The sequence below is a fragment of the Rhodococcus sp. PML026 genome (assembly GCF_000963615.1).
Lineage (GTDB): Bacteria > Actinomycetota > Actinomycetes > Mycobacteriales > Mycobacteriaceae > Rhodococcoides > Rhodococcoides fascians.
The window spans coordinates 307,924-324,010 of the sequence record NZ_KQ031376.1 but is presented as its reverse complement, the minus strand read 5'-3'; the positions used below and the strand labels follow the sequence as shown (position 1 = coordinate 324,010).

General features: G+C 65.4%; 14 protein-coding genes. 9 read left to right on the top strand and 5 right to left on the bottom strand.

What is annotated here, in order from left to right:
* The first annotated feature begins 159 nt into the window (after window positions 1–159).
* Both VF34_RS21025 and VF34_RS21020 read left to right on the top strand, forming a co-directional pair.
* Window positions 160–1,599 (top strand): amino acid permease, encoded by a 1,440-nt coding sequence (locus VF34_RS21025; RefSeq protein WP_032375651.1) that lies wholly within the window; start codon window positions 160–162, stop codon window positions 1,597–1,599.
* The gene (locus VF34_RS21020; RefSeq protein ID WP_027496226.1) at window positions 1,596–2,495 is read left to right on the top strand and encodes a universal stress protein; all 900 of its coding nucleotides are present in this window, start codon (window positions 1,596–1,598) and stop codon (window positions 2,493–2,495) included. Before VF34_RS21025 ends, VF34_RS21020 begins: the two co-directional genes overlap by 4 nt.
* 7 nt (window positions 2,496–2,502) lie before the next feature.
* On the opposite strand, the gene speB is transcribed toward VF34_RS21020, so the two are convergent.
* Window positions 2,503–3,462 (bottom strand): agmatinase, encoded by a 960-nt coding sequence (speB, locus tag VF34_RS21015; RefSeq protein WP_032375625.1) that lies wholly within the window; start codon window positions 3,460–3,462, stop codon window positions 2,503–2,505.
* A gap of 115 nt (window positions 3,463–3,577) precedes the next feature.
* Between speB and VF34_RS21010 the strand changes: the two genes are divergently transcribed.
* The 3 genes from VF34_RS21010 to VF34_RS21000 are packed head-to-tail and all read left to right on the top strand — an operon-like array spanning window position 3,578 to window position 6,734.
* The gene (locus tag VF34_RS21010) at window positions 3,578–4,210 is read left to right on the top strand and encodes a helix-turn-helix domain-containing protein (RefSeq protein ID WP_032375626.1); all 633 of its coding nucleotides are present in this window, start codon (window positions 3,578–3,580) and stop codon (window positions 4,208–4,210) included.
* Window positions 4,207–5,052, top strand: a complete 846-nt coding sequence (locus VF34_RS21005; RefSeq protein ID WP_032375627.1) for a carbon-nitrogen hydrolase family protein — start codon at window positions 4,207–4,209, stop codon at window positions 5,050–5,052. Before VF34_RS21010 ends, VF34_RS21005 begins: the two co-directional genes overlap by 4 nt.
* Window positions 5,049–6,734, top strand: a complete 1,686-nt coding sequence (locus VF34_RS21000; protein WP_032375628.1) for a flavin monoamine oxidase family protein — start codon at window positions 5,049–5,051, stop codon at window positions 6,732–6,734. The genes VF34_RS21005 and VF34_RS21000 overlap by 4 nt, the downstream gene beginning before the upstream one ends.
* On the opposite strand, the gene VF34_RS20995 is transcribed toward VF34_RS21000, so the two are convergent.
* Window positions 6,731–7,441, bottom strand: coding sequence for a YoaK family protein (locus tag VF34_RS20995; protein ID WP_032375629.1), 711 nt, complete (start codon window positions 7,439–7,441; stop codon window positions 6,731–6,733). The genes VF34_RS21000 and VF34_RS20995 overlap by 4 nt on opposite strands.
* 28 nt (window positions 7,442–7,469) lie before the next feature.
* Entirely contained in the window at window positions 7,470–8,966 is a 1,497-nt protein-coding gene (locus VF34_RS20990) for a PucR family transcriptional regulator (protein ID WP_032375652.1), read from the bottom strand.
* A 129-nt stretch (window positions 8,967–9,095) separates the two neighbouring features.
* On the opposite strand from VF34_RS20990, the gene gabT reads away from it, so the two are divergent.
* Together gabT and VF34_RS20980 are read left to right on the top strand one after the other, a co-directional pair.
* A complete protein-coding gene (gene gabT, locus VF34_RS20985) occupies window positions 9,096–10,460 on the top strand; it encodes a 4-aminobutyrate--2-oxoglutarate transaminase (RefSeq protein WP_032375630.1) in 1,365 nt (454 codons plus the stop codon).
* A gap of 1 nt (window position 10,461) precedes the next feature.
* Window positions 10,462–11,913, top strand: coding sequence for an NAD-dependent succinate-semialdehyde dehydrogenase (locus tag VF34_RS20980; protein WP_032375631.1), 1,452 nt, complete (start codon window positions 10,462–10,464; stop codon window positions 11,911–11,913).
* Window positions 11,914–12,021: 108 nt separating this feature from the next.
* On the opposite strand, the gene VF34_RS20975 is transcribed toward VF34_RS20980, so the two are convergent.
* Together VF34_RS20975 and VF34_RS20970 are read right to left on the bottom strand one after the other, a co-directional pair.
* Window positions 12,022–13,053 (bottom strand): Glu/Leu/Phe/Val family dehydrogenase, encoded by a 1,032-nt coding sequence (locus VF34_RS20975; protein WP_045842106.1) that lies wholly within the window; start codon window positions 13,051–13,053, stop codon window positions 12,022–12,024.
* Window positions 13,054–13,336: 283 nt separating this feature from the next.
* Entirely contained in the window at window positions 13,337–13,816 is a 480-nt protein-coding gene (locus tag VF34_RS20970) for an Lrp/AsnC family transcriptional regulator (protein ID WP_027496234.1), read from the bottom strand.
* 134 nt (window positions 13,817–13,950) lie between these two features.
* On the opposite strand from VF34_RS20970, the gene pdhA reads away from it, so the two are divergent.
* Window positions 13,951–15,033 (top strand): pyruvate dehydrogenase (acetyl-transferring) E1 component subunit alpha, encoded by a 1,083-nt coding sequence (gene pdhA, locus VF34_RS20965; protein WP_032375633.1) that lies wholly within the window; start codon window positions 13,951–13,953, stop codon window positions 15,031–15,033.
* On the top strand, window positions 15,030–16,034 hold the full coding sequence (locus VF34_RS20960; protein ID WP_032375634.1) for an alpha-ketoacid dehydrogenase subunit beta: 1,005 nt from the start codon (window positions 15,030–15,032) through the stop codon (window positions 16,032–16,034). The genes pdhA and VF34_RS20960 overlap by 4 nt, the downstream gene beginning before the upstream one ends.
* Window positions 16,035–16,087 lie beyond the last annotated feature (53 nt).

Here is a 16,087-nt window from a genome sequence, read left to right as displayed (position 1 = left end):
CACCGGCTCGACGACGAGCTCGTGGACCGCGCGGCGTGTTCGGTGTGCGACCGGGTGGCTCGGGGAGCAGAATCACCGAAATCGCCTCGCGTCGGCTGCTGTACCGCCCGCGGCACGGTTCGGTCCGCACCGTTCGTCTTCACGTTGGGAGTCTCGACCATGACATCGTCGAACGGACCCGCATCGGGTCTGCGCTCGCAGTTGTTCCGCAAGAAACCGATCGCAGAACCGGACCAGCAGCCCGGTGGTCTGGAACGCACCATCGGGACGTTCCAACTGACGATGTTCGGAGTGGGAGCGACCATCGGTACCGGCATCTTCTTCGTGCTCTCGCTCGCTGTTCCCGAAGCCGGTCCAGCCGTGGTCTTGTCGTTCCTGGCCGCAGGAATTGCCGCCGGGCTCGCCGCTATCTGTTACGCCGAAATGGCCTCGGCGGTGCCGGTGTCGGGATCGACGTACTCCTACGCATACGTGACGATGGGGGAGGTGGTCGCGATGGGTGTTGCGGCCTGCCTGCTGCTGGAGTACGGGGTGTCGAGTGCCGCGGTGGCGGTCGGCTGGAGCGGATACCTCAACGAACTTCTCGGCAATCTCTTCGGCTTCACCATCCCGCACGCGTTGTCCGCGGCACCGGGTGACGCCGATCCGGGAATCCTGAATCTGCCCGCCGTCGTGCTGATCGTTCTGTGCGCCGTGTTGCTCATTCGCGGTGCGAGCGAGTCCGCAGCGGTGAACGCAGTCATGGTCGTCATCAAGCTGGGCGTGCTCGCGCTGTTCGCCGTCGTCGGATTCACCGCCTTCGATTCCGGCAACTTCTCGGACTTCATGCCGCTCGGAGCGGCAGGTGTCACCGCGGCGGCCGGCACCATTTTCTTCTCGTTCATCGGTCTCGACGCCGTCTCGACAGCCGGGGACGAGGTGAAGAATCCACAGAAAACCATGCCGCGAGCCATCATTGCCGCACTCGTCGTGGTGATCGTCTTCTACCTCGTTGTTGCGGTCGCGGCGTTGGGAACTCAGCCGTGGACAGCATTCGCCGGGCAGGAAGAAGCCGGGTTGGCCGAGATTCTCCGAAATGTGACCGGACGGGCATGGCCGGCCACGATTCTGGCGGCGGGCGCGGTGATCTCGATCTTCTCGGTGACTCTGGTGACGATGTACGGGCAGACGCGCATTCTGTTCGCCATGGGCCGAGACGGGATGCTGCCCAAGGCGTTCGCGAAGGTCAGTCCCCGGACTCACACCCCCGTCAACAACACCATCGTCGTCGCGGTCATCATCTCTGTACTCGCCGCGTTCGTTCCGCTGGACAAGTTGGCCGATCTGGTGTCGATCGGAACGCTCGTCGCGTTCATCGTCGTGGCCATCGGCGTGATCGTCCTGCGCCGGACGATGCCCGACCTCGAGCGTCCGTTCAAGGTACCGGGCTACCCGGTGACACCGATCCTGTCCATCGCCGCGTGCATCTACATCCTGTCCGGCTTGCGCTGGACCACGTGGTTCTGGTTCGGGCTCTGGCTCGCCGTGGTTCTCGCGTTCTACTTCCTGTGGGGTCGGCATCATTCGGCGCTTCGATCGGTCGGAAAGGACGCGGAATGAGCGTGCTGATCGCCTTCGCGCCCGGCAAGGGAAGTGTCGGTGCCCTCGATCTCGGTGCGCAACTGGCCCGATCCCTGACCACGAACATCGACGTGGCAACCGTGGTTCCCAAGCCGTGGTCGACGCCGTCGATGGCCCGGGTCGACGCCGAGTTCGCCGACTGGGCCGCGTCGACGGCCACCGAGTCGGAGGCGAAAGCCCGTCACTACTTGGAGGAACGCGCACCCGATGTCGCGGCGTCGTTCCACCGGATGTCGCACCGCTCGGTGTCCACTGCATTGACCGAGGCCGCGGAGACCACCGGGGCGTCGATCCTGGTTCTGGGTTCCTCGGGTGACGGTGCTCTCGGGCAAGTTGTCGTCGGTTCCACCGCGGACAAGTTGCTCCATTCCTCGCCGGTCACCGTCGCGTTGGCCCCGCGCGGCTACCGCATTCGAGATCGGGCCGTCCTGACGCGGATCACCTGCGCGTTCTCGGGCGACAGCGAGGCCACCCGCGTCGTCGGGCCCACAGCGGAGTTGGCCCGCGACACCGGTGTGCCACTTCGCTTGGCCTCGTTCGTCGTTCGCGGGGCAACGATGTATCCGCCCGAGATCGGGCTGCGAGCCGAGGACGACGTAGCAGCGGAGCTCGCCCGAGGACTGAGCGAGGCGCTGACCGCTGCGGTGGACGACGCTGTCGCGGTGGGGTTACCGGCCGACCGCGTCGACACCGAGTTGGCGACCGCGGGCAGCTGGCGAGAAGCACTCGACGAACTGCACTGGCAGGACGGCGAAGTGCTGACCATCGGATCGTCCGGGCCGTTGGGTCCGATCGCTCGGGTGTTCCTCGGTTCACGGGCAACGAAGATCATCCGCCACTCGCCCGTACCCATTCTGGTGTTGCCGCGCCGGTGAGTGCCCGCTACCGGTTCAGCGCCAGCACCGACAGCAACTCGTACGCGACATGGGCCGCCGCGATGCCGGTGATCTCGGCGTGGTCGTATGCGGGTGCGACTTCCACGATGTCGGCACCGACCACGTTGAGCCCCACGAGACCGCGCAGCGTGTTGAGCAACTCGCGCGAGGTCATCCCGCCGGCCTCGGGTGTGCCGGTGCCCGGAGCATGCGCGGGATCGAGAACGTCGATGTCGACCGAGACGTAGACCGGGCCACCGTCGAGGCGACGACGCATCCGCTCGACGATGCTGGCCACGCCGTCGACCTCGTAGTCGTCGGAGCGAATCACCTGGAAGCCGAGAACCCGGTCGTCCTCGAGGTCCTGCTCACTGTAGAGAGGGCCGCGGATACCGATGTGCTGGGAGCGTTCGAGGTCGATGAGCCCTTCCTCGCTGGCTCGTCGGAACGGCGTCCCGTGTGTGTACGGCGCACCGAAATACGTATCCCAGGTATCGAGGTGGGCGTCGAAGTGCAACACCGCAATCGGCCCGTGATCACGCGCGAGCGAACGCAGGATCGGGAGCGCGATGGTGTGGTCGCCGCCGAGAGTCAGCACCGAAGAGCCGTCGGCACGCAGGTTCGTCACGGCATCGTGCACGGTCTGCAGCGCTTCGGTGATGTCGAACGGATTGACCCCGATGTCGCCGAAGTCGGCTACCTGTTGGCGTGCGAACGGCGAGACCTGCAGGGCAGGGTTGTACGGCCGCAACAGTTTCGACGCCGCACGGATGTGGCCGGGTCCGAAGCGCGCACCCGGCCGGTAGCTCACCCCCGAATCGAACGGTACGCCGAGAATCGTCACGTCTGCCCGCGACAGCTCGTCGAGCCGGGGGAGTCGCGCGAATGTCGTCGGTTCGGCGTAACGGGGGACCTTGGTGGCGTCGAGCGGGCCGACCGGGGTGTGTTCCGGGTTGTTCGCATTCATCGAGATGTCCCTCCGCAGTCGAGCGCCCGGCCGTCGAAAGGTCGACCATGTCGCTCGGCAAGCGTTACTCTGATGCTCGGTCTTGTCAACACAAGTTTCCTGAAAGGCGAAAAGGGTGTCTTCAGCCGCGCAGGTCGACGTCGATGCGCCACGGATCGGTGCGCGCCTGAAGGAGGCGCGCCTGAAGAAGCGGCTCACGCTCGACGCGCTCGCCTACACCTGCGGGGTCACCAAGGGGTATCTGTCCAAGCTCGAGCGCGATCAGGTGAACGCATCGGTCGCATCCCTGGTTAGAGTCTGCGCCGCGCTCGACGTACCGGTCGGCTCGCTGTTCGACGACGCACCCGTCGGCGAAGTGGTACGCGCACAGTCGTTGCCGCGCATCATGTTCGGTGGAGAACAGATGACCGAGTATCTGCTGACGCCGGTAGGGGAGCGTCGCGTGCAGGTGTTGTTGGGGCATATCGAACACGGCGGCGGAAGTGGGCCCGAGGCGTACACGCTGCCGCTCGACGTGAGCTTCGTGTACGTGATCGACGGCGAGCTACGGGTGATCTTCGAAGCCGATCCCGGCGCGGACTTCGGCGGGGACGACATCTCTCTCGGGGCGGGGGACGCCTTCACGTTCTCGCCGCGCCGTCGGCACAGTTTCCGCAGCGACAGCAGCGGTGGGGCGCGAGTGTTGTGGGTACTGGCACCGGCACTGCCCGAAGAACTACCGATCGGAAAGCCGGGGTTGCATCGGTGACGAACACCGTCTCGCTCTATCAGGGGCCGGAGGACTCCGGCGATGTCGAGGCCAACCTGACGGCACTCGATGCTGCGGCTGCGGCAGCCGCGGCGGCAGGTGCATCGATCCTGGTCACCCCGGAGATGTCGGTCAGCGGTTACGACATCGGTGAACTCGTCGTCGATCGTGCCGAACCGTTCGACGGGCCGATCTTCGGGAGGGTCGCACAGATCGCCCGTGCTCACGGCGTCGCGATCGTGTACGGATATCCCGAACGCAGCGGCGAGTCGGTGTACAACGCCGTTCAGGTGGTCGACGCGACCGGTACGTCACTGGCGCGTTACCGCAAGACGCACCTGTTCGGTGAGCTCGATCGTGCCCACTTCACCCCCGGCCAGGAGTTGGTGGTGCAGTTCGACTTCGGAGATCTGCGCTGCGGTCTGCTTACCTGTTACGACGTCGAATTTCCGGAGACCGTCCGCGCGCACGCCGACGCGGGTACGCAATGGTTGATCGTCCCTACCGGTCTGATGTCGCCGTTCGAGATCATCGCAACCCACGTGGTTCCCACGCGGGCCTACGAGAGTCAGGTGTTCGTCACCTACGTCAACCGGTGCGGCACCGAGTCGACTCTGACCTATTGCGGCCTGACGTGCGCCGTTGCTCCCGATGGCACCGACATCGCCAGAGCCGGTGTGCACGAGCAACTGTTGACGGTGCACTTGGACCCCGCCGACCTCGACAGGTCCCGAGCGATCAACACCCACCTTTCCGACCGACGTCCGGATCTGTATCGGACGGCACCTCGTCCCGCAGGGACCGCAGGCCCGGTACGAGCCGAGCAGGAGAACGACAGATGACCACACCCGTCACCCCGGACAGCGCGATCGAGTTCGAGGACGAACAACCGCTCACCATGTTCGGGCCGGACTTTCCGTTCGCTTACGACGATTACCTCGCCCACCCGGCCGGCCTGGGTAGCGTTCCCGACGCCGCACTCGGTACCCGAGTCGCGGTGGTCGGCGGCGGACTCGCAGGAATGGTCGTGGCCCGCGAGTTGCTTCGGCTCGGCCTGGAACCGGTTGTCTACGAATCGGATCGAATCGGCGGCCGCATGCGATCGGTGCCGTTCGAGGGGCATCCGGGTGTGGTGGCCGAGATGGGCGCGATGCGGTTTCCGCCGTCCTCGACCGCGTTGTTCCACTACCTCGACTCCGTCGGGCTCGAGACGACTCCGTTTCCGAACCCGTTGGCCGAGGCGACCCCCAGTACGGTGATCGATCTCAAGGGCACCAGCCACTACGCCCGCAAGCTCGAGGATCTCCCGCCGATCTTCGCCGAGGTCGCCGAGGCATGGAACAGAACGCTCGAGGAGCACGCCGAACTGATTCCGTTGCAGCGCGCCATCCGCCGGCGGGACGCGGCCGAGATCAAGCGCATCTGGAACGAACTGATCGTCAAATTCGACGATCAGACCTTCTACGGATTCCTCGCTGCGTCCGAGCATTTCTCGTCGTTTCGCATGCGAGAGTTGTTCGGCCAGGTAGGTTTCGGAACAGGAGGTTGGGACACCGACTATCCCAACTCCATTCTCGAGATCCTTCGTGTCGTCATCACCGCAGCCGACGATCACCACCGCGGCATAGTCGGCGGGTCACAGCAGTTGCCGATGCGGTTGTGGACCGACACACCCGCGGACCTGGCGTACTGGCCGGCGGGTACGTCGGTGTCCTCGGTGAACGGCGGCACGACGATGCCTCGCGTCACCGAGATCAGGCGCACCGGGGGCGGCACGACGATCCACGACGACCGAGGAAACATTCGGACGTACGCGGCCGCGGTCGTGACCGCGCAGAGTTGGATGTTGCTCAGCAACATCAGGTGCGACGACGATCTGTTCCCGATCGACCACTGGACCGCCATCGAACGTACCCACTACATGGGGTCGACGAAGGTGTTCGCACTCGTCGATCGGCCGTTCTGGAAAGACAAGGACCCGGTGACCGGGCGTGATTTGGTCAGCATGACGCTGACCGACCGGATGAGCCGCGGCACATACCTTCTCGATCAGGGCGAAGGAAAGCCGGGGCTGATCTGCCTGTCCTACACCTGGTCCGACGACTCGCTCAAACTGCTGGCTCTCGATCCCACCGAACGCATGAACATCATGTTGCGATCGCTCGAGGAGATCTACCCGGGCGTCGACTTCCGCAGCCACATCATCTCGACTCCGGTGACGCTGTCCTGGGAGACCGAGCGCGACTTCATGGGTGCGTTCAAGGCCAACCTGCCGGGGCACTACCGCTATCAGGAAAGACTGTTCACCCACTTCGTGCAGGACGAACTCGAACCCCGACACCGCGGCATCTTCCTTGCCGGCGACGACATCTCGTGGACCGCCGGTTGGGCGGAGGGCGCGATTCACACAGCACTGAACGCGGTATGGGGCGTCGTACATCACCTGGGTGGCATCTCGGCACCGGACAACCCGGGCCCGGGGGACGTCTTCGACACCATCGCGCCGCTTCGACTGGGCGACTAACGCTTCGCTGCAGCCGATCGAGGTGGGCGCTCGTCGAACACGAACAGTGCCAGCGCAACGATCAGCATGACGGCCACCACCCAGATCGCGCGCAGAGCGAACAGCTCCACCGACACCGCGCCGAGTACAGCGCCACCGAGAAATCCGGCGATGACCGTGCCGAACCGCCGAGCCCTGATCCCCGCCTCCCGATCGTGCTCGACCACACGATGAAACGCCGCCATGGCCATGGTGCGGAGGTTGCCGGTCGTCATCGTCGTGTTGAACGGCGAATCCACCAACACCCGAAAGGTCGTCACCTGCACGCCCGCGACATGCGCGAGGACGACCGACACCACCGCATCGGGAACCGTTGCCGGCAGAAACCCGACGATCACCAGAACCAGGATCTCGTAGCAGAGCACGGCCCGCACCGGCCTGCGCACGATCCTCTCGATCGCAGGCAACGCGATGAACTCGGCCGTCATGACACCCAGAACGAACGCCGTCAACGGCGGCAGGAACACCAGCGCCTCCACCCAACGCCCGCCCGCCACGTCCACGCCGAGCAGCACCACGTTGCCGGTCTGGGCACCGGCGAACACACCGCCGCGAGTGACGTAGGTGTACGCATCCAGAAATCCGCCGACTGCCGCCAGCAGCACTCCGAGCCGAACCGACTTCGCGGTGGCGACGGAGATCTGGGGTTCAGGACGAGGGGTGGTCATCGCGAAATCCTGACACAGAGGGGCGCTCTCATGCCGCGAGTAGGGAGAGCAACAATTCCGCTCGCACCCGCGCCGACGTGAGATCCACCCCCAGCAATTCCTCGCATCGTGTGATGCGGTTACGCAAGGTGTGACGATGCACCGACAGGTGGGCAGCGGCGGTTTCCCAGTGCCCGTTGGCCTCCAGGAACGCCCGAAGCGAACCCACCAGATCCGCGGTGTGAGTGCGGTCGTACTCGGCCAGTACGGCGATGGTGACGGCAGCCATGGCACGCAACGACTCCCGAACCGGTTCCGACGCCAGCAGCATCGACCCGGTGAAGTGGACGACCCGATCACCGGGACCGGCCGCCGCGCACGCGAGCCGCGCTTGTCTGAGCGCGGTGGGGGCCTCGGTGATGTGCATGTCGGTGCCGACCCCCGCACACACCGAACGGGGAAGCGAATTCATCAGCTGCGCAACGAAATTCGCGTCGTCTCCGGGTAGCAGCATCTCGGCACCGTCGTCGGTGGACCTGACGAACGTCGGCCGTGCATGGGCGCGGAACTGAGCATCGACGGCATCGGCGATGGAACCCGTCCGCCCCGTCGCGCCGCGGAGAACCACCACGGTGATGCGTGAGTCGTCGTCGGCCGCATCGGCGAGATAGCTCGGTACCTGCGTGTCACCGGGGGACAGGAGATACCCGTCGAGGAGAAGTCCGAGCGCACGCGAGTTGAGGGCCGTCTGCTCGGCGCGCAGCCGCGCAGGCTTTTCCAGTTCGAGGGTTATCAGCGACACCGCATGCCCGAGCAATATCTGCTCGACTCCCGTCACGGGCCCCTTCGTGCGAATCGCGAGAAAGCTCGGCGCACTGGCGGTGATCGGTACCGAGTGCAGGCTCACGGTGCGGCCCGGCTCGCTCACCGACACCGTCGCGGGTGACGACGACGGACGGATACTGTCGGCGATCTCGCGGGCCTGCGCGATCAGATCCGCCGCGTCGACCGGATGGAACGACTCGGTGCGATGTCCGATGAGCGCGACGGAGGTGGACGTGGCGACCGCCAATTCGCGCACGATCGCGTCGACACCGCCGTGCAGTGCGGCGCGGGTGATGCGACTCTGTACCGACGCCGCCCGCAGGACTTCCTCGTACTCCTGCTCGGCGATGCGTGTGGTGACCGCCCGAATGACCGCGGCGAAAGGAGTGTCGTAGGGAACCTCGACGACGGGTAGCCCGACCTCGTCTGCCGCGTCGAGAAGTTCTCGTGGAATCACGCTGTGCGAGAGACCGGTTCCGAATCCGAGGCAGGCAACCCCTGCCGTTCGGAGGGTGCGGACGTACTGCGCGAGTGCGGGGCCGCCGAAGTCGAAGCCGAGACCTGTCGTGAGGATCAGCTCGCCGCCGGACAACCACGGACTCGGATCGGTGAGCTCGGTCGCCTGCGCGAAGGTGATGGCGGCACCGCTGCGTTCGGGCCCGCCGCGATGACTCAGCCGGAGGTCGCGTTGTCTCAACAACCAGGAAATCTGCACACTCACCTGTCGCACTGTAATCGTGCCTGACGAAATGGCGTGCGCTTCTGTACCTGAATGTACGTATCGGCAGTCTCCGGTCGACCCTCGCGGTCGCATACTTGCTGCACAGAGACCAACCCGAAAGGTGCGACCATGGCTTCGATCGAATACCGACTTCCGCAGGAGCGCAGGATCGTCACCGCGTTCCCCGGCCCGAAATCGTCGGCGCTGGCCGAGCGCCGCAAGGCCGTCGTCGGTGCAGGCGTTGCATCGACGCTGCCGGTGTACGTGGCCGACGCGGACGGCGGCGTCGTGGTCGACGTCGACGGCAATTCGTTGATCGACCTCGGTGCCGGTATCGCCGTGACGACCGTGGGTGCGTCGAATCCGGCTGTCGTTGCCGCCGTGCAGGATCAGGTCGCTCACTTCACGCACACCTGCTTCATGGTCGCGCCCTACGAGGGATACATCGCGGTCGCCGAGAAGTTGGCCGAACTCACGCCGGGAGATCACGACAAGCGCACCGTCCTGTTCAACAGTGGTGCCGAGGCCGTCGAGAACGCAGTCAAGATCGCCCGGCACGCCACCGGCCGCTCGGCCGTGGTCGTGTTCGACCACGCGTATCACGGCCGCACGAACCTGACGATGGCTCTGACCTCGAAGTCGATGCCGTACAAGAGTGGATTCGGGCCGTTCGCTCCCGAGGTCTATCGAGTTCCGATGTCGTACCCGTTCCGTGAAGGACTCGGTGCCGACGGATCGGCCGTCACCGGTGCACAGGCCGCCGCCCGTGCGATCTCCATGATCGAAAAGCAGGTCGGCGCAGACAATCTCGCGGCCATCCTGATCGAGCCGATCCAGGGTGAGGGCGGCTTCGTCGTGCCGGCGGACGGCTTCCTGCCTGCGCTGACCGAGTGGGCGCGCAAGCACGATGTCGTGTTCATCGCCGACGAGGTGCAGTCCGGATTCACCCGCACCGGTGCCTGGTTCGCCAGCGAGCACGAGGGGATCGTGCCGGACCTGATCACCATGGCCAAGGGCATCGCGGGCGGTATGCCACTGGCCGCGGTGACGGGCCGGGCCGATCTGATCGACGCCGTGCATCCCGGTGGGCTCGGCGGCACCTACGGAGGCAATCCCGTCGCATGCGCCGCTGCGCTGGCATCGATCGAACAGATGGAGACCCTCGACCTCAACGCCCGCGCTCGCGACATCGAACGCATCGTCGTCGATCGGCTCACGGCGTTGATGCCGGAGGTGGGGATCATGGGTGAGGTTCGAGGCCGTGGGGCCATGCTCGCCGTCGAGCTCGTCGTACCGGGTGGACGTGAGCCGAACCCCGAGGCCACCAAAGCCGTTGCCGCTGCGGCACTCGCGGCAGGCGTGATCGTGTTGACGTGCGGAACCTACGGCAACGTCATCCGCCTGCTTCCGCCGTTGGTGATCTCCGACGAGTTGCTCGACGACGCACTCACGGTCCTCGAGAACGCACTGCGCGACGCTTCGAAGGGACTCTGACATGGCCGTCGAGCAGTTGTTGTCCTCGTTGCCCACCGACCTGTGGCTCGGTGGAAAGCAGACCCCCGCGCAGTCCGGCGCGCGATTCGCCGTCCTGAATCCCGCCACCGGTGAGGAGCTGACCACCGTCGCCGACGCGGGCGCGGCCGACGGCATCGCGGCCCTCGATCTCGCTGCCGCGGCGCAACCGGAGTGGGCGGCGACGCCTGCACGGGAGCGAGCCGAGATTCTGCGGCGCGCCTTCGATCTGCTGCAGGAACGTGCAGCAGATTTCGCTCTGCTGATGACCCTGGAAATGGGAAAGGCGTTGGCGGAGAGTCGCGGTGAAGTGAACTACGGCGGTGAATTCCTGCGCTGGTTCAGCGAGGAAGCGGTCCGGATCGGCGGCCGGTACACCCCTGCGCCCGCCGGTATCGGCCGAATTCTGGTCACCAAGATGCCGGTCGGCCCGGTGCTGGCGATCACTCCGTGGAACTTCCCGCTGGCCATGGGAACTCGCAAGATCGGTCCCGCGCTCGCTGCGGGTTGCACCGTCATCGTCAAGCCGGCCGAGGACACCCCACTGACGATGCTCCTGCTCGGCCAGGTGTTCGCTGACGCCGGATTGCCCAGCGGTGTGTTGTCGGTGCTCCCGGCCTCGGATGCTGCATCGGTCACCGGGCCGTTGATGGACGACCCCAGACTGAGGAAGGTCACGTTCACCGGATCGACCGGAGTGGGAAAGCTGTTGGTGCGCAATGCAGCCGACCGACTGCTCCGGACATCGATGGAGCTCGGCGGCAATGCGCCGTTCATCGTGTTCGAGGACTCGAACATCGATGCCGCGGTCGACGGGGCGATGCTCGCCAAGATGCGTAACGGCGGCGAGGCATGCACTGCAGCAAACCGTCTGTACGTGGCCGAGTCCGTTCGCGAGGAGTTCACCGAGAAGCTGACCGCGAGAATCGCGGCGCTGACGGTCGGCCCCGGTGATCGCGACGGCACCGACATCGGACCACTCATCAACGACAAGCAGCGACGGACGGTGTCGGCACTCGTCGACGATGCCGTTGCCAAGGGCGCCCGCATCCGCACCGGCGGATCGGCACCCGACGGTCCCGGGTTCTTCTTCACACCCACTGTGCTCGACCGCATCCCGGCCGACGCAAACCTGTTGCGCGACGAGATCTTCGGGCCGGTTGCCGCCATCGTCGGATTCGAGACCGAGGACGAGGCCGTCGCCGCGGCCAACGACACCCGATACGGATTGGTGGCCTATTTCTACACCGAGAGCCTCGATCGGGCTCTGCGGGTCTCGGCTGCTCTCGACACCGGCATGGTGGGGGTCAACCGGGGTGCCATCTCCGACGCCGCGGCCCCCTTCGGCGGTGTGAAGGAGTCGGGCTTCGGACGAGAGGGCGGCTCGGAAGGGATCGAGGAATACCTCGAGACCAAGTACATTGCGCTGCAGTAGACGGGCGCCGCAGTAGATCGCAGCGGTGCAGTAGATCGCAGCGGTGCGCTCCACTCCTGAGGCCAGCGCGGTACATGCGCTGCCGGGTGGAGCGCACCGGGCGTGCGGTCAGTAACCTCGGGCGGCTGCAATTCGCCTCTCGGCCAGCCGGTCCGCGGCTGCTCCGAGCAGGATCCCTTCACTGCGTGCCATGGCGAATATGCCGGCGACGGTAGTACGGATCTGTCCGATCGTTGCCATCACCTCGGCCGAATTTCGTCCGCGCAGTTCACCTTCCACCTGAATCAAGCCGCCGGCGTTGGCCACGTAGTCCGGTACCCAGACGATGCCTCGGGCGGCCAGCAGCGATTCGACGTCGGGCGTGAGCAGTTGATTGTTCGCGGCACCGCACACGATGGACGCCGACAGCCGGTCCACCGAGGACGCGTCGAGCGTTGCTCCCATGGCGCACGGGGCGTACACATCGATGTCGGCTCCGATGATGTCGGTTCCGATCGTGACGCCGGGGAAGTCCTGGGCGATCCGTTCGAGGGCGGGTTCGTAGGAGTCGCTCACGAGCACGTCGGCACCCGCTCCGCGCAGGAGCGCCACCAGGTTGTAACCCACCTTGCCTGCGCCTTCGACACCTACTCGTCTGCCGGTCAGATCGTCGGAGCCCCAGGTCGATTCGGCTGCCGCCAGCAGGGAGAGATAGACCCCCAGGGCCGTCTGTGGACCGCTGTCGCCGGTGCCGCCCGCAGTGGTGTTCTTACCGACGACGTAGGCCGTTTCTTCGGCGACGATATCGAGGTCGTCGCTGTTGGTGCCGACGTCGCCTGCCGTGACGTACGTGCCGCCGAGCGATTCGACGAACCGGCCGTAGGCCTCGAGCAATGTCGGGGTCTTGATGACGGTCGGGTCGCCGATGATGACTGCCTTCCCGCCGCCCAGATCCACCCCTGCGACAGCCGCCTTGTAGGTCATCCCGCGGGAGAGTCTCAATACGTCGGTCACGGCGTCCTGCTCGGTTGCGTAGGGGTAGAAGCGAGTTCCGCCGAGTGCCGGTCCCAGCACGGTCGAGTGAATCGCGACGATCGCGCGCAGACCGGTGTCTCGATCGTGGCAGAACACCACGCGCTCGTGCGCGGAGTCGGATGGCATGTCGGGCCGGTCGAAGACACCGGGTGCGGCCGGTGCCGAAGCCGAATTCGCGGTCTGGGCAACAGAAGAGCGATGTCGAGTGGGTGTGACGGCAGAGTGGTCGGCAACGACGGACACAGTCGGTCTCTTTCGGTCAGGGGATGGGAGCAGATGCAGCGGCTACCCGGATGTCTTGTCCGTCACAGGGTGTCGTGCACGACGCAGACCGGTCAACCGGCATCGCTCGGACCGTGCAGATTGCGTGATGCGGTCGGTATCGGCCCGGCGGGGATGGTCGGGGTGCTCAGCGGCGGCCGTCGTCGGCGAGCTGTTCGAGCAACGGCTTGGTTCGGTACTGAATCAGCTCGGACATGGCAATCGACATGTTCGTCCGCTCGACGCCAGGAATGTCGAGGATCAGGCCGGCTATGCGGTACAGGTCGTCGGCGTCGACCGCCGCAATGCGGATGTGCATGTCCGCGGCACCGGACAGGCCGAACACCTCGAGTACCTCGGGGATCGTGCGGAGGTGCTCGGTGACCGCTGCCAACGTGTGCTGATTGACCTGAGCGGTCACGAAGGCCTGCAACGGACGTCCCAGCGACTTCGGCGGAATACGGTGATCGATGGGGGTGAGAGACCCCTTGTCGTCCCACCGCCCGAGGCGTGCCTGGACGGTGTTGCGGGACAGGCCCAACGTGGTGGCGAGTTCGACGCCGGTGGCTCGAGGCTTGGCGCAGAGGGCGAGGAGGAGTCGGGCGTCGGTCTTGTCGAGATCGGTCATTGCGCACTTCCTGTAGCTCGGTCGTTACCCGATATTGTGCACACTGCGTAATTCTGAAGTCATCACTTGTGCACGCTGGGTGTCGGTGGTGTCCTTGTGAAGGACATCACATCACGACGGAGAGTGCCACGGACATGAACACCACCTCGCTGATACAGCTGATCAAGGAATCCGGAACGGTGGTCCGCAACGAGACGTATTCCCCTCTGGTCGCGGACATCGACACGGCTGCGATGAAGGAGATCTATCGCGATCTCGTGGTCGTCCGGCGCATCGACGCCGAGGCCACCGCGCTGCAGCGGCAAGGCGAGTTGGGGCTGTGGGCTCCGTTGCTCGGACAGGAAGCGGCACAGGTCGGCTCGGCCCGCGCGCTCGACTCCGAGGACTTCGTGTTCGCCAGCTACCGCGAGCACGGGGTCGCCTACTGCCGCGGAGTCGATCCCACTCGCATGCTCCGCTTCTGGCGCGGATCGACCCTGTCGGGATGGGATCCGTACGAATATCGAATGACGACTCCGGCGATCATCGTCGGCTCGCAGGGTCTGCACGCGACCGGATACGCAATCGGCATGCAGCTCGAGGGTGCCGACGGTGCTGCCATCACTTACTTCGGAGACGGAGCAACCAGTCAGGGCGATATCTCGGAGGCTCTCGGTTTCGCCGCCAGTTTCCATGCGCCGGTGGTGTTCTTCTGCCAGAACAACCAGTGGGCGATCTCCGAACCGGTGACCGTGCAGACCAAGTCGACGATCGCGGCACGCGGTGAGGGATTCGGCATCCCGTCGGTACGAGTCGACGGAAACGACGTGCTCGCTGTGCTGGCCGTGACCAGAGCGGCGCTCGCCCGAGCCCGTGAGGGCAGCGGCCCGACGCTCATCGAGGCCGTCACCTACCGAATGGGGCCGCACACCACGTCCGACGATCCGACGAGATATCGATCCGGGGCCATGGACGACGAGTGGCGTGCCAAGGATCCGATCGACCGAATCGAGAAGCTGCTCAGACGAATCGGCGTGTTCGACGACGAGTTCGTGGCTTCGGTCCAGCGGACGGCGGACGACGTCGCCGCCGATTTGCGACGTGGATGCCTCGAGACCGTCGAACCCGAGGCGATGACGGTATTCGACAACGTCTACGCCGACCCGCATTCTCTGCTGGACGACGAGCGGGCCCAATTCGCCTCCTACCAAGCTGGATTCGAAGGAGTCACGTCATGACCACCCTGGAACGGCCCACCAGCCTGCCGCTGGGCAAAGCCATCAATGCCGGCCTGCGTCGCGCGATGGAGAACGATCCCAAGGTGTTGCTGATGGGTGAGGACATCGGCAAGCTCGGTGGCGTCTTCCGCATCACCGACGGCCTGCAGAAGGACTTCGGGCCCGGCCGAGTACTGGACATGCCGCTGGCCGAATCGGGCATCATCGGTACCGCTGTGGGCCTGGCGATGCGCGGATTCCGTCCCGTGTGCGAGATCCAGTTCGACGGCTTCATCTACCCGGCGTTCGATCAGATCGTGTCGCAGGTAGCCAAACTGCACTATCGCACGAGCGGAAATGTCAAGATCCCGATGACCATCCGCGTGCCCTACGGCGGCGGAATCGGTGCAGTGGAACATCATTCGGAATCGCCGGAGGGCTACTTCGCCCAGACCGCCGGACTGCGCGTGGTGACCTGCAGCAACGCCGCCGACGGCTACTCGATGATCCAGCAGGCCATCGCCAGTGATGATCCCGTGCTGTTCTTCGAACCCAAACGTCGATACTGGGAGAAGAGTGCGATCGACCTCGGTGCCGACGATCTCGACACCGCCTTCCCGCTGCATCGGGCGCGGGTGGTCACCGAGGGCACCGACATCACACTGGTGGCCTACGGACCGTTGGTGTCCACTGCCCGTAAGGCAGCCGAAGTTGCTGCACACGAGGGTATCTCGATCGAGGTCATCGATCTGCGGTCGCTCTCGCCGATCGACTTCGAGACCGTCGAAGCGTCGGTGCGCAAGACCGGACGGCTCGTCGTCACACACGAGGCCCCGGTTTTCATGGGACTCGGCTCGGAGATAGCCGCCCGCATCTCCGAGCGGTGCTTCTACAACCTCGAAGCGCCGGTGCTGCGGGTCGGTGGATTCGGAACGCCGTACCCGGCGTCGAAGCTCGAGAAGTTCTATCTTCCCGACGTCGACCGGATCCTCGACGCAGTGGACCGCTGCCGTTCCCATTGAGCTGCCGTTCGCGCTGAGCTGCCGTTTCGCCCGATCTCACATTCTCCGCCGAT

Excerpts from the sequence above, each read along its gene's own strand:
- VF34_RS21000 (WP_032375628.1), top strand. The coding sequence starts at position 5,049 with ATGACCACACCCGTCACCCCGGACAGCGCGATCGAGTTCGAGGACGAA.
- VF34_RS20995 (WP_032375629.1), bottom strand. The coding sequence starts at position 7,441 with ATGACCACCCCTCGTCCTGAACCCCAGATCTCCGTCGCCACCGCGAAG.
- VF34_RS20970 (WP_027496234.1), bottom strand. The coding sequence starts at position 13,816 with ATGACCGATCTCGACAAGACCGACGCCCGACTCCTCCTCGCCCTCTGC.
- VF34_RS21025 (WP_032375651.1), top strand. The coding sequence starts at position 160 with ATGACATCGTCGAACGGACCCGCATCGGGTCTGCGCTCGCAGTTGTTC.
- VF34_RS20980 (WP_032375631.1), top strand. The coding sequence starts at position 10,462 with ATGGCCGTCGAGCAGTTGTTGTCCTCGTTGCCCACCGACCTGTGGCTC.
- gabT (WP_032375630.1), top strand. The coding sequence starts at position 9,096 with ATGGCTTCGATCGAATACCGACTTCCGCAGGAGCGCAGGATCGTCACC.
- speB (WP_032375625.1), bottom strand. The coding sequence starts at position 3,462 with ATGAATGCGAACAACCCGGAACACACCCCGGTCGGCCCGCTCGACGCC.
- pdhA (WP_032375633.1), top strand. The coding sequence starts at position 13,951 with ATGAACACCACCTCGCTGATACAGCTGATCAAGGAATCCGGAACGGTG.
- VF34_RS20960 (WP_032375634.1), top strand. The coding sequence starts at position 15,030 with ATGACCACCCTGGAACGGCCCACCAGCCTGCCGCTGGGCAAAGCCATC.
- VF34_RS21020 (WP_027496226.1), top strand. The coding sequence starts at position 1,596 with ATGAGCGTGCTGATCGCCTTCGCGCCCGGCAAGGGAAGTGTCGGTGCC.
- VF34_RS20975 (WP_045842106.1), bottom strand. The coding sequence starts at position 13,053 with ATGCCATCCGACTCCGCGCACGAGCGCGTGGTGTTCTGCCACGATCGA.